The 20,026-nt window shown below is 67.0% G+C and carries 18 protein-coding genes; 12 read left to right on the top strand and 6 right to left on the bottom strand.

The genetic code is table 11. The features are described from left to right. Positions 1-26: 26 nt before the first annotated feature. From GD429_RS31950 to GD429_RS31940, 3 genes are all read right to left on the bottom strand, one after another. On the bottom strand, positions 27-1,223 hold the full coding sequence (locus GD429_RS31950; RefSeq protein WP_152863127.1) for a phosphoglycerate kinase: 1,197 nt from the start codon (positions 1,221-1,223) through the stop codon (positions 27-29). 280 nt (positions 1,224-1,503) lie between these two features. Then, entirely contained in the window at positions 1,504-1,827 is a 324-nt protein-coding gene (locus tag GD429_RS31945) for an AzlD domain-containing protein (protein ID WP_152863125.1), read from the bottom strand. Then, the gene (locus tag GD429_RS31940) at positions 1,824-2,579 is read right to left on the bottom strand and encodes an AzlC family ABC transporter permease (RefSeq protein ID WP_152863123.1); all 756 of its coding nucleotides are present in this window, start codon (positions 2,577-2,579) and stop codon (positions 1,824-1,826) included. The genes GD429_RS31945 and GD429_RS31940 overlap by 4 nt, the downstream gene beginning before the upstream one ends. 194 nt (positions 2,580-2,773) lie before the next feature. Here GD429_RS31940 and GD429_RS31935 point away from each other — a divergent pair, with 194 nt between their 5' ends. From GD429_RS31935 to GD429_RS31910, 6 genes are all read left to right on the top strand, one after another. Continuing rightward, positions 2,774-3,697 carry a branched-chain amino acid transaminase gene (locus GD429_RS31935; RefSeq protein WP_131946669.1) on the top strand — a complete coding sequence of 308 codons (924 nt, stop codon included), beginning with the start codon at positions 2,774-2,776 and terminating at the stop codon, positions 3,695-3,697. Positions 3,698-3,747: 50 nt separating this feature from the next. Beyond that, positions 3,748-3,942: a zinc-finger domain-containing protein gene (locus GD429_RS31930; RefSeq protein ID WP_006749970.1), complete on the top strand. Its 195-nt coding sequence runs from the start codon at positions 3,748-3,750 to the stop codon at positions 3,940-3,942. A 139-nt stretch (positions 3,943-4,081) separates the two neighbouring features. Next, complete coding sequence (waaF, locus tag GD429_RS31925) at positions 4,082-5,119, top strand: lipopolysaccharide heptosyltransferase II (RefSeq protein ID WP_027785312.1); 1,038 nt, start codon at positions 4,082-4,084, stop codon at positions 5,117-5,119. Positions 5,120-5,234: 115 nt separating this feature from the next. Beyond that, positions 5,235-5,681, top strand: a complete 447-nt coding sequence (locus GD429_RS31920; protein ID WP_152863121.1) for a nuclear transport factor 2 family protein — start codon at positions 5,235-5,237, stop codon at positions 5,679-5,681. A gap of 34 nt (positions 5,682-5,715) precedes the next feature. Next, positions 5,716-6,753, top strand: coding sequence for a hydrolase (locus GD429_RS31915; protein WP_152863119.1), 1,038 nt, complete (start codon positions 5,716-5,718; stop codon positions 6,751-6,753). After that, positions 6,746-7,330 carry a DUF2946 family protein gene (locus GD429_RS31910; protein ID WP_152863117.1) on the top strand — a complete coding sequence of 195 codons (585 nt, stop codon included), beginning with the start codon at positions 6,746-6,748 and terminating at the stop codon, positions 7,328-7,330. The genes GD429_RS31915 and GD429_RS31910 overlap by 8 nt, the downstream gene beginning before the upstream one ends. Positions 7,331-7,352: 22 nt before the next feature. Here the strand turns inward: GD429_RS31910 and GD429_RS31905 are convergent, their stop codons facing one another. Next, positions 7,353-9,047: a M48 family metalloprotease gene (locus tag GD429_RS31905; RefSeq protein ID WP_152863115.1), complete on the bottom strand. Its 1,695-nt coding sequence runs from the start codon at positions 9,045-9,047 to the stop codon at positions 7,353-7,355. A 178-nt stretch (positions 9,048-9,225) separates the two neighbouring features. Here GD429_RS31905 and moaC point away from each other — a divergent pair, with 178 nt between their 5' ends. The 6 genes from moaC to GD429_RS31875 all read left to right on the top strand — a co-directional run bounded on the left by moaC (position 9,226) and on the right by GD429_RS31875 (position 17,311). Next, positions 9,226-9,714: a cyclic pyranopterin monophosphate synthase MoaC gene (moaC, locus tag GD429_RS31900; RefSeq protein WP_031402572.1), complete on the top strand. Its 489-nt coding sequence runs from the start codon at positions 9,226-9,228 to the stop codon at positions 9,712-9,714. A 111-nt stretch (positions 9,715-9,825) separates the two neighbouring features. Next, on the top strand, positions 9,826-12,513 hold the full coding sequence (locus GD429_RS31895; RefSeq protein ID WP_152863113.1) for a type VI secretion system Vgr family protein: 2,688 nt from the start codon (positions 9,826-9,828) through the stop codon (positions 12,511-12,513). Next, positions 12,506-13,372 carry a hypothetical protein gene (locus tag GD429_RS31890; RefSeq protein WP_105390029.1) on the top strand — a complete coding sequence of 289 codons (867 nt, stop codon included), beginning with the start codon at positions 12,506-12,508 and terminating at the stop codon, positions 13,370-13,372. The genes GD429_RS31895 and GD429_RS31890 overlap by 8 nt, the downstream gene beginning before the upstream one ends. A 79-nt stretch (positions 13,373-13,451) precedes the next feature. Further along, a complete protein-coding gene (locus GD429_RS31885; RefSeq protein ID WP_152863165.1) occupies positions 13,452-14,603 on the top strand; it encodes a WD40/YVTN/BNR-like repeat-containing protein in 1,152 nt (383 codons plus the stop codon). 196 nt (positions 14,604-14,799) lie between these two features. After that, positions 14,800-16,059 carry a WD40/YVTN/BNR-like repeat-containing protein gene (locus GD429_RS31880; RefSeq protein WP_227791836.1) on the top strand — a complete coding sequence of 420 codons (1,260 nt, stop codon included), beginning with the start codon at positions 14,800-14,802 and terminating at the stop codon, positions 16,057-16,059. Positions 16,060-16,090: 31 nt separating this feature from the next. Continuing rightward, positions 16,091-17,311 carry a hypothetical protein gene (locus GD429_RS31875; protein WP_152863109.1) on the top strand — a complete coding sequence of 407 codons (1,221 nt, stop codon included), beginning with the start codon at positions 16,091-16,093 and terminating at the stop codon, positions 17,309-17,311. Between the two features lie 100 nt (positions 17,312-17,411). Here the strand turns inward: GD429_RS31875 and GD429_RS31870 are convergent, their stop codons facing one another. Beyond that, a complete protein-coding gene (locus GD429_RS31870) occupies positions 17,412-17,762 on the bottom strand; it encodes a TonB family protein (RefSeq protein WP_152863107.1) in 351 nt (116 codons plus the stop codon). Between the two features lie 455 nt (positions 17,763-18,217). Then, the gene (locus GD429_RS31865; protein ID WP_152863106.1) at positions 18,218-19,996 is read right to left on the bottom strand and encodes a PglL family O-oligosaccharyltransferase; all 1,779 of its coding nucleotides are present in this window, start codon (positions 19,994-19,996) and stop codon (positions 18,218-18,220) included. Positions 19,997-20,026 lie beyond the last annotated feature (30 nt).

Genomic DNA, 20,026 nt, shown 5'->3' with positions numbered 1-20,026 from the left:
CGTCACCCCTGCGCGCGCCGCCACGCTCAGGCCGCCCGCGTTTCGAGCACTTCCACCGCCGGCAGCTTCTTCCCCTCGAGGAACTCGAGGAAGGCGCCGCCGCCCGTCGAGATGTAGCTGACCTGGTCGTGGATGCCGTACTTCGCGATGGCCGCGAGCGTGTCGCCGCCGCCCGCGATCGAGAACGCGGACGATTTGGCGATCGCCTCGGCGAGCGTCTTGGTGCCGTTGCCGAACTGGTCGAACTCGAACACGCCGACCGGGCCGTTCCACACGATCGTGCCGGCCTTCTCGAGCTGGCTCGCGAGCGCCTTGGCCGTTTCCGGCCCGATGTCGAGGATCATGTCGTCCGCTTCGATGTCGGCGACCTGCTTCACCGTGGCCGCGGCCGTCGGCGAGAATTCCTTCGCGGTCACGACGTCGGTCGGGATCGGCACCGATGCGCCGCGCTTGCGCGCGTCGTCGATGATCGCCTTCGCGTCGCCGACGAGGTCGGTTTCCGCGAGCGACTTGCCGATCGGCAGGCCGGCCGCGAGCATGAACGTATTGGCGATGCCGCCGCCGACGATCAGCTGGTCGACCTTCTCCGCCAGCGACTTCAGGATCGTCAGCTTGGTCGACACCTTCGAGCCGGCGACGATCGCCACCAGCGGGCGCGCCGGGTTGCCGAGCGCCTTGCCGAGCGCGTCGAGTTCGGCGGCCAGCAGCGGGCCCGCGCACGCGACCGGCGCGTACTTCGCGATCCCGTGCGTGGTCGCTTCCGCGCGGTGCGCGGTGCCGAACGCGTCGTTCACGTACACGTCGCAGAGCTTCGCCATCTTTTGCGCGAGCTCGTCCGAATTCTTCTTCTCGCCCTTGTTCACGCGGCAGTTCTCGAGCAGCACGACCTGGCCCGGCGCGACGTTCACGCCGTTCTCGACCCAGTTCGACACGAGCGGCACGTCGCGGCCGAGCAGCTCGGCGAGGCGCTTCGCGACCGGCGCGAGCGAGTCTTCCGGCTTGAATTCGCCTTCGGTCGGACGGCCGAGGTGCGACGTGACCATCACTGCCGCGCCGGCGTCGAGCGCGGCCCGGATGGCCGGCACGGACGCGCGCACGCGCGTGTCCTCGGTGATGTTGCCGTGATCGTCCTGCGGGACGTTCAGGTCGGCGCGGATGAACACCCGCTTGCCGGCAAGCTGGCCGGCGGCGATCAGGTCGGTAAGACGCTTGACTTGGCTCATGTTGAACAGATTGAAGTAGTGGATGGGGAAAGGGGGTTCACGCTGGACGTGCGCGGGCTGCCGCGAAAGGGCGCCGGATGCGGCCGTGGCTGGCGGTTCGCATGACGCGCACGTGTAAAAAATCTCGAACGGGCATTCTAGCCGATCCACCCGGCAGACTGACCCGTGCGGCGGCGAATTCCGCCTATTTGGGATCGCGCGCGGGAACGAATATATTGCTGCAACGCAGCAATGCATGCGCGCGAGCGGCCGGCGCCCGGCGGGCCGGAACGGCGGCTCATCAGAAAATCACGCGCAGCGCGGTGAACACGAGCATCCCGACGACGATCGTGCCGAGCATGCTGCGCCGCCACAAGAACCAGCCGAGGCCGGCGAGCGCCGCGTAGAACGGATGGTTGGACAGCGCGAACGACATCCCGGCCGGCGTTTCGAGCACGTCGGGCAGCACGACGGCGACGAGCGCGGCCGCCGGCGCATAGCGCAGCGCGCGCTGCGCGCGTTCGGGCAGCACGGTGCGCTCGCCGCCGATCAGGAACAGCGCGCGCGTGACGGCCGTGACGATCGTCATCCCGATGATGACGATCCAGATCTCCGTCGCGCTCATTCGATTTCCTTTTCGTGCACGGTTTCGGTGCGGATGCGCCGCCAGTCGGCCCGTTCGACGAAGAAATCGGCCATGCTGCCGGCCGCGAGCGCGGCGAGCACCGCGAGCGGCAACGCAAGGCGGTACGGCAGGTCGAGCGCCACGAGCGACACGATGCCCGCCACCGCGACGGCCGCGAGCGTCGAGCGGTTCGCGACCGCCGACACCATGATCGGGATCAGCGCGAGCGTGCCGGCCAGTTCCAGCCCCCAGCTCGCGGGAAAGAAGCTCGCGAGCAGGATGCCGGCGAGCGACGACACCTGCCACGACACCCAGCTCGCGAGCGCCATCCCCCAGAAATACGCTTCCTTGCCCGGCACGTGGCCGTTGGCGAAGCCCTGTTTCTGGAACAGCAGGTAGATCACGTCGCCGTTGAAATAGCCGATCGCGAGGCGCCGCCACAGCGGCAGGTAGGAAAAATGGGGAGCAAGCCCGGCGCTGAAGATCACGAAGCGCGTGTTGACCATCGCGGCCGTGAGCAGCACGGTCCAGATCGGCAGCTTCGCGGCGAGGAGCGGCAGCACCGCGAGCTGCGACGAGCCCGCGTAGACGAGCAGCGACATCGCGCTCGCCTGCCCGAGCGTCATCACCGACTTGCTCATCGCGATGCCGGTGACGAGCCCCCAGGACAGGATCGCCATCAGTGTCGGGGAATAGTCGCGCGCGCCCTGGATCAGCGCAAAACGGTCGGTGGCGGACAATCGAGCGAGCATGGGAAAGCGGGCCGCAGCGGGCGGTTCGTCGGGACGCCGGCGCCTCCTGCCGGCACGACCCATCGTTATTGGAATCGGTACCGGGCGATTATAGCGCCGGCCCCGCGCCGGCCGACCGGATCGTCGCCAAATGACGCTAAAATAAGCGTCTTTCCGGCTCAACGCTGCATACAACCGCATCCCAGGAGAATCCTATGTCAATGGCCGACCGCGACGGCAAGATCTGGATGGACGGCAAGCTGATCGACTGGCGCGACGCCAAGATCCACGTCCTGACCCATACGCTGCACTACGGCATGGGTGTCTTCGAGGGCGTGCGTGCGTACAAGACGGCCGACGGCAGCACCGCGATCTTCCGCCTGCGCGAGCACACGAAACGTCTGCTGAATTCGGCGAAGATCTTCCAGATGGACGTGCCGTTCGACCGGGAAACGCTCGAAGCCGCGCAACTCGAAGTCGTGCGCGAGAACAAGCTCGAGTCGTGCTACCTGCGCCCGATCATCTGGGTCGGCTCGGAAAAGCTCGGCGTGTCGGCGAAGGGCAACACGATCCACGTCGCGATCGCCGCATGGCCGTGGGGCGCGTACCTCGGCGAGGAAGGCCTCGCGAAGGGCATCCGCGTGAAGACGTCGTCGTTCACGCGCCACCACGTGAACGTGTCGATGGTCCGCGCAAAGGCGTCGGGCTGGTACGTGAACTCGATCCTGGCGAACCAGGAAGCGACGGCCGACGGCTACGACGAAGCGCTGCTGCTCGACGTCGACGGCTACGTGTCGGAAGGCTCCGGCGAGAACTTCTTCCTCGTCAACAACGGCAAGCTGTACACGCCCGACCTGGCGTCGTGCCTCGACGGCATCACGCGCGACACGGTCATCACGCTCGCGAAGGACGCCGGCATCGAGGTGATCGAGAAGCGCATCACGCGCGACGAGGTCTACACGGCCGACGAGGCGTTCTTCACCGGCACGGCCGCTGAAGTCACGCCGATCCGCGAGCTCGACAACCGCACGATCGGCAGCGGCGCGCGCGGCCCCGTCACAGAAAAGCTCCAGTCGGCGTTTTTCGATATCGTGTCGGGCAAGAACGCGAAGTACGCGCACTGGCTGACGAAGGTCTGAGCGCGCCACGCCACCGACCGCCCCACAAAAGAGTGATAAGAGAAAGTCTCATGAGTGAAATCAAGGAAATGCCGCTGGTCGAGCTGACGGCCAAGGATCTTCCCGCCTACTGCCCGAACCCGGCCATGGCGCGCTGGAGCGCGCACCCGCGCGTCTTCATCGACGTCTCGCACGGCGAGGCACGCTGCCCGTACTGCGGCACGCGCTACAAGCTGCGCGACGGCGAGGTCGTCAAGGGCCACTGAGCCCGGGCGGACGGGCCCGCGGGCCCGCCCCTCGCGAGGCGGCGCAGCCGGATGCCCGGCGCGCCGCCCTTCCCCATTCTGGCAACCCGAACGCGGCGCCCGCGCGCCGTGCTTCATTACGACATCGGAAGTCCACCTGATGCGTCGAGCGCTGGTTATCGCACCGAACTGGATCGGTGACGCATTGATGGCGCAGCCGCTTTTTGCGCTGCTGAAGAAACTCCATCCCCGCATCGCGATCGATGCCGTCGCGCCCTCGTGGGTCGCGCCCGTGCTCGAGCGGATGCCCGAGATCCACGATGTCTACGCGACCGATCTCGCGCACGGCAAGCTGCAGCTGCTGCGCCGCTGGCAGCTCGCGAGCGACCTGCGCGACGTCGGCTACGACGCGGCGTACGTGCTGCCGAATTCGCTGAAGTCCGCGGTGATCCCGTGGCTCGCGAACATCCCGCTGCGGATCGGCTACACGGGCGAGCACCGCTACGGGCTGTTGAACGTGCGGCACGCGAATCCGACCAAGTCGGGCGAGCGCCCGCCGATGACGACCCACTACGCGGCGCTCGCATATGCGCCGGGCGCGAAGCTGCCCGAATCGATGAAGACGCTGCCGGCGCCGCGCCTCGACGCCGACCTGAACGAGACGGCACGCGTGTCCGCGCGTTTCAATCTCGATACACGCAAGCCGCTCGTCGTGTTCTGCCCGGGCGCCGAATACGGCCCGGCCAAGCGCTGGCCACCCGAGCACTTCGCGTCGCTCGCGACGATCGTGCACCAGTCGTTCCCGTACACGCAGATCGTCGCGCTCGGCTCGCAGAAGGACGCCGCGGCCGCGCAGGCGATCGCCGACCACGCGCCGAACGTGCGCAACCTGTGCGGGCAGACGTCGCTGTCCGAGGCATGCGCGCTGATCGCGCGCGCGAACGCGGTCGTCACCAACGATTCGGGGCTGATGCACGTCGCCGCCGCGCTGCGCCGGCCGCTCGTCGCGCTGTACGGATCGACCGATCCGCGCCACACCCCTCCGCTGTCGGACCTGGCGAAGGTACAATGGCTGCATCTCGAATGCAGTCCCTGCTTCGAACGCGAGTGCCCGCTCGGCCACCTGAAGTGCCTGCGCGAACTCGGTCCCGAGCAGGTATTCGGCGATTTGCGCGGCATGCTCGTCGGGCAGCGCTGACCCTGGCCGGCAGCGTCGCACGACGCGCCGGGCAATCCGATTCACCGGTGTGCGGCGGCCCCATCCGGGCCGCCGTGCTGAATACGGCGCGCGACGCGCGCGAGAGACAACCCCGATGCCACGTTTTGCCCGCCTCTTCGAAGCCGCTGCCGATACGCTGAACGCCTACTACCAGGCCGTCGCCGATGCCAATCTCGACGCGCTGCTGGCGTTGTGGATCGACGAGGATTTCGCCAGCTGCGTGTGGGCGGACGGCGAGCATCTGCACGGCCTCGACCAGATCCGCAGCGGGCTCGCCAACCGGCTCGCGACGCGCCCGGTGACGATCGAACCGCTCGACATCCGCGTCTACGACAGCCTCGGCACGGTCGTCTACACGATCGCCGAAGCGCATCAGCAGGCCGACCTGACGGCCGACCCCGACATGGTTTTCGCCACGTACGTGATGATTCACGAACGCGGCGAGTGGCGCATCGCGCACATCCACGCGAGCCCGATTCCCGAACAAGCGGCCGGGCAGTTCGCCGCGAAGATCCGTCATGGGCAGGGCCCGCTGCACTGACGAAAAGACGAAGCAACGCATACGCGGGGCGATCATGAGTACGGCTTCTCCGCCCACCTCGCCGCTCGCCGGGGCTCCGGCCCCGGACGACGACACACTGCGCTATCGCGCACCACGCTGGCTGCCGAACAGCCATGCGCAAACCATCGTGCCCGCGCTGTTCGCGCGACGACCGGCCGTCGCATACCGACGAGAGCGATGGGAAACCCCCGATCACGACTTCATCGATCTCGACTGGGTCGCCCATCTCGACAGTGCGGCGCCGCCGCCCGATGCGCCGCTGTTCGTGCTGTTCCACGGCCTCGAAGGCAGTTCCGGCTCGCACTACGCGCTCGAGATGATGGCCGCCGCGCGCGCGAAGGGCTGGCATGCCGTCGTGCCGCACTTTCGCAGTTGCAGCGGCGAGATCAACCGCCAGCCGCGCTTCTACCATCTCGCCGACAGTGCCGAGGTCGACTGGATTCTGCGCCGGCTCGCCGCGCAGCATCGCGGGCCGCTGGTCGCGGCCGGCGTGTCGCTCGGCGGCAACGTGCTGCTGCGCTGGCTCGGCGAGCATCGCAGCGACACGTCGATCCTGCGGGCCGCCGCCGCGATCTCGACGCCGATCGACGTGCATGCGGGCGGCCGCGCGCTGTCGCAGGGGTTCGCGATGGTCTATACGCGCAGCTTCCTGAAGACGCTCAAGCGCAAGGCGCTCGCGAAGCTCGACCAGTACCCGGGGCTGTTCGACCGCGACGCGATGCTGCAGGCCGTGACGATGCGCGACTTCGACGAGGTCGTGACCGCGCCGCTGCACGGTTTCGCGGACGCCGACGACTACTGGACGAAGGCGACGACCCGGCCGCTGCTGCCCGCGATCGACGTGCCCACGCTGATCCTCAACGCCCGCAACGACCCGTTCCTGCCCGAATCGGCACTGCCTGGCCCGGCCGACGTATCGCCGGCCGTCGAGCTCGACCAGCCCGCGGACGGCGGGCACGCGGGATTCATGACCGGGCCGTTCCCCGGCCGCCTCGACTGGCTGTCGGCGCGGGTGTTCGGTTATTGCTCGAAATTCGTCGACCATGGATGACATCGTCAGGCAGGCGCTCGCCAAATGGCCGAACGTGCCGCACTGCACCGGCTGGCTGCTGCTCGACCGGCGCGGCGAATGGCGGCTGCGCGACGACGCGGCGCAGGCGGCCGGCGAGCTCGGCTCGCCGATCCGGCATGCGGCGCTGAACGCGTTCATCGGCCGCAACTACGAATGCGACGCGCGGGGCCAGTGGTTCTTCCAGAACGGGCCGCAGCGCGTGTACGTCGAGCTCGCGTATACGCCGTGGGTCGTGCGACTCGCCGAGCGCGACGGACAGCTCACGCTCACCGACCAGACGGGCGCACCGTTCGAACCGGGCGAAGCATGGCTCGACGATGGGGGCGGCGTGCTGTTTCGCGATGCGGGCGCGCCGCCGCGCATCGCGGCGCTGCACGACCATGATCTCGGGCTGTTCGCCGATCACGCGGATTTCGACGCCGCGCCGCCCGTGCTGCGCTGGCGTGGCCGCGCGCTGCCGCTCGGCAACATCGTCTGCGCGGACGTGCCCGCGCGGTTCGGCTACGTCGCGAGTCCGGCACGACAGGCACGCGACGCGGCCGACAGCGGCAACTGACCCGCACCCGCCGCGCCGGCCGCTACCCGCGGCCGTTCTTCTCGTCGTCGCGCTCTTCCTTGTAGCGCGCCTCGAATTCCAGCAGCCGCGCGCCGATGATCGACTGCTCGTAGAACGACACGTCCTTCGCATCGCGCGCTTCCTTCAACTGACGGATCGCCGACGGCCATGCGCCGTCGAGTGCGAGTTTCTCCGCGAGCGCGCGGCGCCGCGCGAGCACGTCGCCCTTGCCGTCGCTCGCCTTCGCGAGGTAGTCCCACCAGTCCGGCTGCTCGGGATCGGCCTGCGCCTGCGCGCGTGCGAGCGCCTGCGCTTGCGCGAAGCGGCGCGCGGCGATCAGCGCCTGCAGGTGCGCGACGATCGCCGCGTGCGACGCCGGCCAGCGCCGCTGCGCGAGCGCCGCGAGCCGCACCGCGTCGTCGGTCCGGCCCGCACGCCGCGCGATGTCGGCGGCCAGCACGTCGAGGCTCGGCGAACTGGCCGCCGGGTCGCCCTCGTGCCGCTCGCGTGCATCGAACGCGCCGCGCGCCGCAGCGAGCGCCTTGTCCGCTGCGTCGTACTGGCCGAGCAGCGTGTTCGCGAGCGCGATGCCGTACCAGTTCGCCGCGACGTTCGGCGCCGTGCGATCGTCGATCTCGAGCTGCATCCGGCGCACCTCGTCCGCGATGTCGGTCGGCGCGCGGTTCTGCAGGACGCGCAGCCGCGCGCGCACGAATCCGTACTCGGCCGACTGGCGCGGCTGCCGGTACGGCGCACGGCGCGCGCGATCCTCCATGTCGGCGATCCGCTCGCCGGTCAGCGGGTGCGTACGCGCATAGGCCGGCACGCCGGCATCGCCCATCGACGCGCGGTCGAGCCGCTCGAAGAAGCCCGGCATCCCGTACGGGTCGTAGCCCGCGCCCGCGAGCAGCTGGAAGCCGACGCGATCGGCCTCGCGCTCGGCCGAACGCGAGAAGCGCAGCTGGTTGTCCACCGCGTATGCCTGCCCGCCCACCGCGATCGCACTGCCGAGATCGCCGCTTCTCGCGAGCACGCCGGCCAGCACGCCGATCAGCATGGTCGCGAGCGCCGTGTAGCCGGTCTTCTCGCTCGCGCCGATCATCCGCGCGATGTGCCGCTGCAGCACGTGGCCCATCTCGTGGCCGACCACCGACGCGAGCTCCGATTCCGTCTGCGTCGTGACCACGAGCCCGCTGTTGATCCCGATGAAGCCGCCCGGCATCGAGAACGCGTTGATCTGCGGATCGCGTACCGGGAACAGGTCGAAGTCCGGCGTGTAGCCGCCGATGTAGCGCGCGGCCGCCGCGGCTGCGAGGCGCGCCGCCATCGCGTTCAGGTAGTCGCGCACGAGCCAGTCGTCGAGATAATCGGGATCGCGCCGCACCTCGCGCATCACGCGCTCGCCGAGCCGGCGCTCGGCACGCGGCGTCAGCGAACCGCCGGAGCCGTCGCCGAGGTCGGGCAGCTCGAGTGCGCGCAGCGGCGCGCGCAGGCTCGCGGCCGGCGCCGACGCGCCGCCCGCGCCCGAAAACCGGCTCTCCGCACCGCCGTAAGTGCCGAACACGCCGGTCGCGATGCCGGGCGGCACGGTGGAAATCGACGAGGAGCCGCCGGCCGCCGGCTCGAGCGGCGGCGCGAACGCGCTCTGCGCATGGCCGCTCGGCGGCAACCCGAGCGCCGCCGACAGCGACACGGCAAGCAACTGTTTGACACGCATGGCAGGATGAAAACGACGCCGTCCCGCGCGCCCGGCGCGCATCGCGGCGTTTGGTCTGAATATTCGGTTCATTGTACCGGCGGTGCCGCGACTGTCTCGTGCCGCGCATGCATCATCTGCGCCCCCGGCGACGCGAACGCCGCTGCTATGATAAGCGCCCGTTGAGACGGAGCAAGACATGTCAGGACTCACCCATTTCGACGCCGCCGGCCATGCGCACATGGTCGACGTCGGCGACAAGCAGGAAACCCGACGCATCGCGATCGCGCGCGGCACGATCCGGATGCTGCCGGCCACGTTCGCGCTGATCCGCGACGGCAAGGCGAAAAAAGGCGACGTGCTCGGCGTCGCGCGCATCGCGGCCATCCAGGGCGCGAAGCGCACGGCCGACCTCATTCCGCTGTGCCACCCGCTCGCGCTGACGCGCGTGGCCGTCGACTTCGAACTCGACGATGCGCTGCCGGGCGTGCACTGCGTCGTGCAGGTCGAGACGTTCGGCCGGACCGGCGTCGAGATGGAAGCGCTGACCGCCGTGCAGGTCGGGCTGCTGACCGTCTACGACATGTGCAAGGCCGTCGATCGCGGGATGGTGATCACCGATGTGAGCGTGCGGGAAAAGCGCGGCGGGAAGTCGGGGGACTGGAAGGCGGAAGACGTCGCGGGTTGAAGCCAGCGCGCCGCCCGCCTGAAAATTCGAGATAGAACCGGTTTCTCATACAATTACCGGATTCCGCACGAGAGAGCGTGCGAACCAGCACAAAAAGAGCGAGCACTGGTGATGAATTCGCAAGCGTTAAGAAGCGCCTTGCTGGCCGGACCGGTTCAGCATGAACGGCTTGTCAAACTGGACACGCCGCTCGGCCCCGACGTGCTGCTGCCGCATCGCGTCAAGGGACGATCGCGGCTCGGGCGCCATTTCGAGTTCACCGTCGATACCGTCTCGGTGTCCGACAACCTCGAACTCAAGAAACTGATCGCGCAGCCGGTGACGCTGTGGATCCAGCAGGCCGACCGGTCGTACGCGCCTCACCACGGCTACGTGCATGCCGCCCGCCGGCTCGGATCGGACAGCGGCCTCACGCACTATCAGATCGTGTTTGCGTCGTTCCTGCACTTCCTGAGGTTCCGCCGCGATCAGCGTATCTGGCAGGACCGGTCCGCGGACGACATCATCGCCGACGTGCTGAACCAGCATCCGCAGGCCAAGGGGCGCTTCACCTTCAGGCTCTACCAGCCGCTGCCGTCCCGCTCGTTCTGCATGCAATACGAAGACGACTGGAATTTCGTGCATCGCCTGATGGAATCGGAAGGCCTGTACGGCTTCTGGGAACAGGACAAGGACGGCAAGTCGCATCGGCTCGTCGTCGTCGACCGCATCGACGCATTGCCCGCGCTGTCGCCGCGAACCGTGCGCTTTCATCACGCAGGCACGGGCGACGAAGCCGACACGCTCGTCCAGTTTTCCGGTACGCGTACGCTGCGAAGCGTCGAGCGCACCACGCGTACGTTCGACTACAAGCAGCCGCCCACCGCGTCGAATCCGAAAGCGACCCATACGCCGACGATCGCGAACCAGGGCGACCTGCCGCAGCAGCTCGAAGTCTACGAATACACGGGCGCCTATACGTACCCCGAGCAGTCCCGCGGCGATCATCTGTCGAAGATCTGGATGGAGGAGCAGGAGTCGCACGCGAAGCGCTTTCACGGCGTCGGCGGCGTGCGGCGCATGGACGCGGGACGCACGTTCGAGTTCGCGGATCACCCCGAACACGACAAGGACGATGCCGGCCAGCGCGAATTCGCCGTGATCGAGACGGCATGGATCATCGTCAACAACCTGCCCGTCGGTGACGGCGAGGCCGCCTTCCCGCACAGCCTGCAGGCCGAGGTCGGCAGCATCGTGCAGGCCGGTGGCGCCGACTCGTCGCGCGTTCGCCATCCTGACGGCAGCGAGGGCTTTTTCCGGATCAGCATCGAAGCGCAGCGCACGACCGTGCCGTTCCGCAGCCCGCTCGAACACGCGAAACCGCCGATGCACCTGCAATCGGCGATCGTCGTCGCACCGCAAGGCGAGGAAGTCCATACCGACGAACTCAACCGGGTCAAGGTCCGCTTCCATTGGGACCGCCTCAACGACGGTGACGAGAAAGCATCGTGCTGGCTGCGTGCCGTGACATCGGATTCGGGCAACGGCTACGGCGCCGTGCACCCGCACCGCAGCGGCGAAGAGGTGCTGGTCGATTTCCTCGGCGGCGACTGCGATCGCCCGATCATCGTCGGCAAGCTGTACAACGGCGCGACGAGCCCGCAGTGGCACACCAACGGGATCCTGTCCGGATACCGGTCCAAGGAATACGCGGGCGCCGGCTACAACCAGCTGGTGCTCGACGACGCGACATCGCAGAACCGCGTGCACCTGTACAGCAGCCAGACCAACGCACACCTGCACCTCGGCTACCTGATCGACCACACGGGCAACAACCGCGGCAGCTATCTCGGCAGCGGCTTCGACCTGCGGTCCGACGCATTCGGCGCCGTGCGCGCGAATCGAGGCCTGTACGTCACGACGCATCCGAAACGGCCGGCAAGCCAACCGCTCGACGTCGAGGAGACGCAACAGCAACTCGTTCGCGCGGAAGGCCTGATGGAGGCGATGTCGGATGTCAGCGCACAGCATCAGGGCGAGTCGCTCGACCCCGGCCACGCGGCGCTGAAGCAGTTCACCGACGCAACGCAGAACAGCGTGAGCGGCAGTGCGTCGGGCGGCCGAACCGCCGGCGGCGGAACCGGCAGCGCCAATGCGTTCAAGGAGCCCGTGATGCTGTTCGGCAGCCCGGCCGGCATCGGGATGTCCACGCAGCAGTCCACGCAGCTTGCCGCGGACCGGCACATCAACCTCGTCAGCGGGCAAAGCACGCACGTCGCCGCCGGAAAGTCGCTGATCGCGAGCGTCCTCGACCGGATCAGCCTGTTCGCGCAAAACGCCGGGATGAAGCTGTTCGCGGGCAAGGGCAAGGTCGAAGTCCAGGCGCACGCGGACAACATCGAGCTGACCGCACAGAAGGCGCTGAAGCTGATGGCGGTCACCGAATCGATCGAAGGCGCCGCGGCGAAGGAAATCCTGCTGACGTCCGGCGGCGCCTACATCCGCATCGCGGACGGCAACATCGAAGTGCACGCGCCCGGCAAGATCGACATCAAGGGTGCGCAGCATGCGTTCAGCGGCCCCACGCACCTGTCGCAAACCATGCCGACGCTGCCGAACTCGACCGGCAACTACGATCAGGCGTTCATCGCGCACTGGGCCGGCACCGACATTCCGGTCGCGAACACGCGGTACCAGATGTTCTCGAACGGCAAGCTGCTCTCGGAAGGCGTCACCAACGCGGCGGGAGAGACGGGGCTCACACAGAGCCACGTGCCGCATGACGTCGTCGTCAAGTTTCTAGGGAAATCGAATGGCTGACGGACAACAGGAAAAGGTGCTCGGCACCGGCTCGGGGATGCTGACGCCGACGGGGTACAAGGATCGGCCGAAGGTGGAGATCAATATCTGCGACAAGCATGTAACGCCGGCGCCGAAATGGATCGTCGGCACCTGTCCGTTCTACTATCGACCGCTTCACGGCGCCTATCTGGAAACGGTTGAAAAGGTCAGCATGTCGAGCATTTGGTCGACCATCAAGGGCTTCGCCCTCTCGTGGGATCCGTGGACCGACTCCGATGTAGCGCACCGCCTCCTGCATCGGCGCGAGCAACTGATCGAGCCCGGCAGTTCGGATTCCGACTGGTCGCGGCATGGAAACTTCATGATGCGTCATATCGGATGCGGACATAAACCGCCCGATTACTACATCAGCTACGGCTACTACTATTGCTCCGACTACGGCGCCAACCTCCTCCCGCGACTGTCCGCCCAGGGGAAAGCGTGGTTGAACAAGGCGCGCAAGCTGCTCCAGGCCAACATGGAAGACGGCCTGAACCAGAACATGATGGGCAATACGATCCAGATGGCCAGCCCGACACCGGGAAACGGCGGGGTCGATATGACCTGGCCGCAATTCGAACTGGAAATGAACAACGAAAAATTCAAGGAGTTCGCGTTCAAGACGCACCCGATGGCGTACCTCGACGGAGGATTGGCGGACCTGCCGGTCACGGATCTCGTCAAGATCGGGATGCGTCCGAACATCCAGGAATGGAGCGAAGGAAAGACGTGGGGGCAGGCTTTCGATTCGGGCATCCCCGTTCTCCGGAAAAAGGCCGAGGAATGGGATGTCGACGATCCGGTCGGCAAGGCGCTCGGAAGACTGCTGGTGAAGTGACATGCGAAAAGGCAAACGATGGCTTTTGATCGCGGGATGCGTTCTTGTTCTGCCGATCGCTATTTACGGATATACGGAAATGACTTCAGGGTGGGAAACGGTATCGACCGAATTCATGCGCAACGACAAGCCGTACGGCGCAGGCGCATTTCGCGTGCAACGCAACGACTTCATGTCGTTGAAGGTTGCGAGACCGGAACTCACGTTCAAGCCGGAAAGCGAGCAGAAGAACCCTGACGTCGCGGAGTTCGCCGAACCGTGGATGGACGACTCGAACGAGCGCCTGAACCGGTCCACCGTCAGTTTCCTGCGCGGCACCCTGGGCGGCAGCGTCGCGCGTCACTTCCAGCAACCGGGTCAGACCGCGTCATGGTGGTACTCGCCAGACTGGCGCGTCCTGTACGTCAGTACCGGCTGGATGGATTACAAGGCGCCTCGCCCCGACGACGGCGCGGTCCCTCAGACCACCAAGCTCTGGAAATCGAGCGATGGCGGCCAACACTGGTCCCAGCTCCAATGGCCGGCGGACCACAACATCAGCCGGTTGCTGTTCATCGATGCTCAACGTGGCTACGCGATCGGCTGGGGGCCACACGTCTGGCGAACGGCAGACGGTGGCCAATCGTGGCAGGAAATCAAGGAGCCTCCGGGCGCGATCGTCCAGGGGAAGTCCCGCAGGACTTTCGACGGTACCAACCTCGGCCCGGACGGCGCATTGCGCGTCGCCTATCAGGCCGACGACACCGAGCATCCGCAACCGGCAGGCATCGTCAGTCGCCTCGACTGGGATCAGCAGGACTTCACCCAGGAAGCGGTGCTGCCCGGACAAGTCGTCGTCGGCCTCGAATCATCGCCGACGCCCTCTCGGGACTACGCCCTGTATGCGCTGTCGCGCGCGAGTAGTGAATCCGGCGTCAGCCACGGTGCAGGTGTCATTTCAGCCTGGACCAGCGAGCACCCCGATCAGATCCGGCAGTTGCACACATTCGAAGACCGCTTGACGCTCAACGGGCTGAGCGCGGGGCGCAACGGCGTCGTGCTTGTCCACGCGACCGATCCAAACACCGCCAACGGCGGTGGCTCGCCCATCGACCTGACCATCAGCAGCACCGACGGCGGCAAGACGTGGCAGCAGACCACCGACAAGGCTTCGCAGGGCGGCTACTTTGACCCGGAATCGAACACGCTCTACTCGGTGTTCGCCTACACGCTGAGGAAGCGGCAATTCTGATTGCCGCCCGACGTGCTTGGCGCGGGCTGCGTCCGCAGAACTCGACAAAGCCCGCGACATGCCCCGTCGCACGAGCAAACACAACGGCGTAGCGTAGTTCAGTGACCAGGCAAAACCGTCGCGCGCGAGGCCGGTCAAGCGCCAACCCGAATTCGTCCGTCGACTTCCGTCGGTCCCCATGCGAAATCGATCCAAATTGAAGCGACTGGCTGCCATCGCGCTCGGAAGCGCCGCGCTGGCTTTTCTGTACGAAAGCACGGGCCCTCGATGGGAAACCGTTTCGTCGGAGGTCACGTGGCCGGACCCGCCGGTCGGTGGTGGGGATTTCTACCTTGATGGCAGCGCGATCATGTCGCTCACGGTCTCCGATCCCGTGATTACGCTGAAGCCTGCCAGCGAGTGGAAAAGACCGATGGTCGCCGAACCCACCGAAGCGTGGATGAACAATGCGGGAGAAACGCTGAATCGACGAACCGCGAATTTCTTCCGCGGCACGATCGATCACGGGCTGCAGCGCTACTTTCAAGCTCCCGGCCAGCACACCGCGTGGTGGCATTCGCGCGACGGGAACATCCACTTGATCAGTGCCAGCTGGATGAGCTACACGTCTGCGCGTACTGCAGACGATCTCGTCCCGCAGCAAACCCAGGTCTGGAAATCGCTCGACGGCGGCCGCCATTGGTCACGGCTCGAACGGCCCGCGCACGAAGATATCGATCAATTCCTTTTCATCGATGCGCAGCACGGCTACGCGATCGGCTGGGGCCCTACCGTCCGACGCACATCCGACGGCGGTGAATCCTGGAAGCAGATCGCGTCCCCCCCAGGCGCGGTTGTCCCCGGTGAAACTCGGCGCAATTTCAACGGTGTGAGCCTTGGCCCTGACGGCGTACTTCGAGTGGCTTACCATGTCGATCGATCGGCAACGGCCCCTGCCCGCAGCGTCATATATCGACTCGTCCCAGATCAGCAGGCGTTCGTTCCGGATGCCGTCCTGCCGAACCAGACAGTCGTTCGGCTCGCGTCGACGCCTGCCACGACGGGGAGCTACGCGCTTTACGTGCTGTCCCACCTCGACAATGCGAGCGACATCGACGCGGCACGGGATCGCGGACACCGGACCGGCGCAATTTCCACATGGACGAACGCGCAACCCGAGCACGTCCGGCAAGTGGCGACGTTCGACAAAAAGCTCATTCTGGGTGGCCTCGACGTGGGCCGCGATGGCCTGCTGCTCGTGTACGCGATCGATCCCAAGCAGGCAATCGATGATCCACCGGTCACCCGGATGTTCAGTAGCACTGACGCGGGCAAGACCTGGAAGCAGACTGACGACGAGACGATCTATCGCAGCAAGTACTTCGATCCGGATACGAACACGCTCTATTCGCTGCTCGGTGCGAGACTGAAGAAGCTGTCGTTCCTGATGCGAAATGCCCCCGCTTCAAAAGACTGAATCCCCTCGCTACAACCTGAGAATTCAATCGATGATGAAAACGCTGCATTACGCCGCGCTCTCGCTGTGGGTTGCCGCCGCACCGGCCGCCACCTTCGCCGCCGGCACCTGCCCCACCGCCGACACCACCGCGCGCGCGGCAATCGACGCGCAGCACCGCGTGCAGCAGGTCCGCAATCCGCAAGGCGACGGTGGCGGCAACGTCGATGTTTCACCACCGCTGCGCGACGCGCTTCGCGCATACAAGCAGGCGCTCGTCGGCGCAATCGACGCACGGCTCGTGTGCAGCGACGAACACGTCGACCCGGCTGCACTGAAACGCACGCTCGCGGCCGCGCTCGGTGTGCCGGCTCAATCGGCCCAATCGGCCCAGTCGGCCGCGCTGAAAAACGGCGAATCGGCGTTCGGCCGCAATCCGGAAATCGACGTCGAACGCGGCGGCACGTCCCGCCCGCTTCTGTTCGTGCGCGCCGGCTTCGACATCGCGTGCGGCGACGACAACCTGCTCACCGCGTACGCATGGGAAAACGGCGGCTGGCGGCGCGCGCTGCGCTGGCAGGCCGACGATTACAAGGACATCGGCGGCGCCTACGGCGGCGGCTTCTGGTTCTCGGCGCTGCCCGGCGGCCAGGTCGCGGTCGTGCACGGCACGCCGTGGTGCTCGTCGCGCTGGAGCCGGTTCGGCGCGGACGTGGTCGCACCGGCAAACGGCCCGACCGCGCAACGCACGCTGTTCCATACCGAACACGGCTACGTGATCGACGACGACGCGATCCGGTTCAAGGTGCGCCCAGACGGCTTCGAACTGCGCACGACGGTCGGCTCGCTCGACAGCGAAGTCATGACGCGGCCGGGCATCTTCCGCTACCGCGTCGACGGCGACACCGTGCAACGCGTGCAGCCCGCGGCGCTCAACGGCCGCGATTTCGTCGACGAATGGCTGAAGGTGGACGATGCGCTTGCGCGCGAATGGAGCGAGCCCGCCGCCGCGGCCGCCGCGCTGAAAGCCAGGCAGGCGTTCAACGCGGCAAGCAAGGCGCCTGATACCGGCTTCGCGTACGGCCCCGTGCGCGGCTGCTCGGACGGCAAGGATCGCTTTCAGGTCGAACTGGATCTGACGGGCAAGAGCGGGGAAACCGTCGCCCGACACTATGCGCTGATTCGCCAGGAGCACAACGGCTTCACGATGCTCGGGCTGCGCAATTCGGCCGAACCGGCCTGCCGCGGCGCAAACCTGATGCCGCAGCACTGAACATCGGGCACGCGCGGCGCAACGGCCGCGCGCAACGGTACGGCCGGAGGATTGCGGCAAAACCGGACGGGAAGCGGCGCGCAGCGCGCGCCGTCCGACGTCACTCGCCGCGTCGCGGCTCGAACACGAACGGCTGGGTCAGCAGGAACGGATTCGCGGTCGCGCCCGTCTGCGCGCAAGTCGCGTGCGTCATCGCTTCGACGGCCGCACGATCGGCGGCCGCATTGCGGCTGCTCGTCGTCACGGTGACGTTCTGCGCTTCGCCGGACGTCGTCATCAGCGCGCGCACGAGCACGGTGGCCGGGCGCGTGAGCGGCTTCGCGGTGTCCGGATAGACGGCGCGCGGAATGTGGCAGGTCAGCTTGCTTTCCTGCGACGACGACAGCATCGCGCAGCCGGAAAACAGCATCGCGGCGGCGGGCAGGATCAGGTAGGTCGAGCGAATAGCCATGGTCGAATATCGTTCTTCAGCACTGTTCTGGACGAACGCGCCGCGCACCGGAAGACCTCGCCTCCGCATCACGTGCGTCGCACTGCGCCGCGGCCATCGGACCGGCGCCCCGTTACAGCCGCACGGCCGATCGATGCTCGGCCGCGATCCTGCCTGAAGGGCTTCCCGGATAGCCGGGGTGTTGCATGTTCGCGCCGCCCCCGTGCCCGACGCGGGCCGGCATACGAGCGCTTGCGCGCATTGTGCACGCGCCACCCGGCCAGTGGCGGCGATTTGACAATGGTTGACGCGAATCGACGCGCCTTTGGCCGGAATCCGCGCAATTCGTGAGGTAATCGTTACCTGGCCGAATTCACGCGATTCACGCAGGGCCGATCTGCCCCGACGGCTAACCCTGTCGCGCGTCGCTGCGCGGCAAACGCCGGAATTCCCCGTTCCGGCGGCCGCTGCGCGTTTTAATCCGAGTCGTCGTCGTCCGAGTCGTCGGCCGCATCGGCCGGCACTTCCCCGTACTTCGCGACAACGGCCGCCTTGAACGTCTTCAGCGCCGGCTGCTGGTCGCACAGCCTGTACAGCAACGCCAGTTGCTGCGGCCAGTCCTTCAGCTCCTTCGCAAACACGTGCAGGCGCGCGACGGTATCGAGCGCGTCGGCTTCGCGGCCCGCCAGCGCCTGCAGCGCCGCGTAGCGGCGCAGCACCGTCTCGCCGGGCAACAGCGCGATCGCGCGTTCATGGGCGGCGAGCTTGGCCGGCAAGTCTTCCGGCGAAATCGTCAGCAGCGTTGCCGCGCCGTAATCGCCCCAGGCGCCGAACAGCAGCGACGGCGCATCGCGATACTGCGCGGCCGGATCGCTGCCGTAATACAGCACTTCCGCGCGCTGGTAGTCGCGCAGCACGGGCACCGCCGCCAGCACGCCGCCGAACGACAGCACCGCGAACAGGCCGAACGCCGCGCGGCCCGGCAGGATGCGCAGCGGCTTCACGTCGAGCAGCCCGATCACGAACATCGCCGGCAGCAGGAAGAACATGTACTGCTGCGGATACTCGACCAGCGCATGCATCAGCAGGATGCCGATCAGCGCGAAGCCGAACACGCGCGTACTCGACTGCGGCGCGCGCAGCGCACGCACGAACCACATCACGAGCGTGACGACGAGCACGCCAAGGCCGGCGAGACCGGACTTCGCGAGCAGGTCGATGAAGATGTCGTGCGAGTTGTTCGCGATCTCGACGCCGCCGAGCGTGCGCACGAGCGCAAACTGGTGCGACGGGAATTCGCCCCAGCCGACGCCGAGCAGCGGATGCTCGCGGAACATCGCGAGCCCGTACTTCCACAGTGCGAGGCGCGGCGCGATCTGCCCCGCATCGCGCATCCGGTCGGCCGCCGACTCCGCGAGATTCAGGTGATAGTGCACATTGGCCCAGCGCACCGCGACGTTCACCGCGATGAATGCAACCGCGAGCACGGCCGGCATCAGCCATGCACGCGTATTGCCCGGCGCGCGGCGCGATTCGAGCCACGCCATCCAGAAGCCCGCGACGACCATCACCGCGACCTGCAGCCAGGGCCCGCGCGACACCGTCAGCGCGAGACCGACCGACAGCACGATCGACAGCACGAACCACGCCCACACCGCGAGCCGGCGCGTCTGCACGAGATACAGCGCGCCCGCGAGCGCGAACGCGATGTAGGTGGCCAGGTGGTTCGCCTGCGCCATGTTGCCGTACGGGCGGCGATCGACCGCGACGTTGTACATCACGACGAACGGCGATACGGCCGACTCGAGGTGGAACAACTGCACGATCTGCGTTCCGACCGCGAACACGCCGCCGACGAGCAGCGCCCCGGCCATCATCCGCGACACGATTTCGGCCAACCCGTCGCGCGCGAGCGCGTAGCCGGCCTGCATCGCGACCAGCGCCGCGGCGAGATAGCCGAGCGCCAGCCAGTTCATCGACGGCACCTTGAGCCGCATCAGCACAACCTGCGCGATCAGCACCGCGGCGAACCCGAGCGGCACGACGAACGCGGCCGGCGCGGCAAACGGCTCGGCCGCACGGCTCGTCCGCACGAGCAGGACGACCGACAGCCCCACCAGCAGATACAGCACCAGCGCGGAAAACTCGGAATAGAAGGTCGGGATCGGATACGTGTGATTCGTGATCGCGTACGGCACGATCAGGGCGACAGCCAGCGCAACGAGCGACAACGAACGGGAAAAAGTAGAGGGCATGAGCGAACCGGATGTCAGCAACCGGCGCAC

It is taken from the genome of Burkholderia sp. BE17 (genome assembly GCF_009362305.1).
GTDB classification, from domain to species: Bacteria; Pseudomonadota; Gammaproteobacteria; order Burkholderiales; family Burkholderiaceae; genus Burkholderia; species Burkholderia pyrrocinia_C.
Note: the sequence above shows the minus strand (reverse complement) of the source record. Positions and strands in the feature narration are given on the sequence as shown.

Bases quoted from the DNA above. Each gene is read 5' to 3' on its own strand.
- GD429_RS31950 (WP_152863127.1), bottom strand. From the start codon at position 1,223: ATGAGCCAAGTCAAGCGTCTTACCGACCTGATCGCCGCCGGCCAGCTT.
- GD429_RS31945 (WP_152863125.1), bottom strand. From the start codon at position 1,827: ATGAGCGCGACGGAGATCTGGATCGTCATCATCGGGATGACGATCGTC.
- GD429_RS31940 (WP_152863123.1), bottom strand. From the start codon at position 2,579: ATGCTCGCTCGATTGTCCGCCACCGACCGTTTTGCGCTGATCCAGGGC.
- GD429_RS31935 (WP_131946669.1), top strand. From the start codon at position 2,774: ATGTCAATGGCCGACCGCGACGGCAAGATCTGGATGGACGGCAAGCTG.
- GD429_RS31930 (WP_006749970.1), top strand. From the start codon at position 3,748: ATGAGTGAAATCAAGGAAATGCCGCTGGTCGAGCTGACGGCCAAGGAT.
- waaF (WP_027785312.1), top strand. From the start codon at position 4,082: ATGCGTCGAGCGCTGGTTATCGCACCGAACTGGATCGGTGACGCATTG.
- GD429_RS31920 (WP_152863121.1), top strand. From the start codon at position 5,235: ATGCCACGTTTTGCCCGCCTCTTCGAAGCCGCTGCCGATACGCTGAAC.
- GD429_RS31915 (WP_152863119.1), top strand. From the start codon at position 5,716: ATGAGTACGGCTTCTCCGCCCACCTCGCCGCTCGCCGGGGCTCCGGCC.
- GD429_RS31910 (WP_152863117.1), top strand. From the start codon at position 6,746: ATGGATGACATCGTCAGGCAGGCGCTCGCCAAATGGCCGAACGTGCCG.
- GD429_RS31905 (WP_152863115.1), bottom strand. From the start codon at position 9,047: ATGCGTGTCAAACAGTTGCTTGCCGTGTCGCTGTCGGCGGCGCTCGGG.
- moaC (WP_031402572.1), top strand. From the start codon at position 9,226: ATGTCAGGACTCACCCATTTCGACGCCGCCGGCCATGCGCACATGGTC.
- GD429_RS31895 (WP_152863113.1), top strand. From the start codon at position 9,826: ATGAATTCGCAAGCGTTAAGAAGCGCCTTGCTGGCCGGACCGGTTCAG.
- GD429_RS31890 (WP_105390029.1), top strand. From the start codon at position 12,506: ATGGCTGACGGACAACAGGAAAAGGTGCTCGGCACCGGCTCGGGGATG.
- GD429_RS31885 (WP_152863165.1), top strand. From the start codon at position 13,452: ATGACTTCAGGGTGGGAAACGGTATCGACCGAATTCATGCGCAACGAC.
- GD429_RS31875 (WP_152863109.1), top strand. From the start codon at position 16,091: ATGATGAAAACGCTGCATTACGCCGCGCTCTCGCTGTGGGTTGCCGCC.
- GD429_RS31870 (WP_152863107.1), bottom strand. From the start codon at position 17,762: ATGGCTATTCGCTCGACCTACCTGATCCTGCCCGCCGCCGCGATGCTG.
- GD429_RS31865 (WP_152863106.1), bottom strand. From the start codon at position 19,996: ATGCCCTCTACTTTTTCCCGTTCGTTGTCGCTCGTTGCGCTGGCTGTC.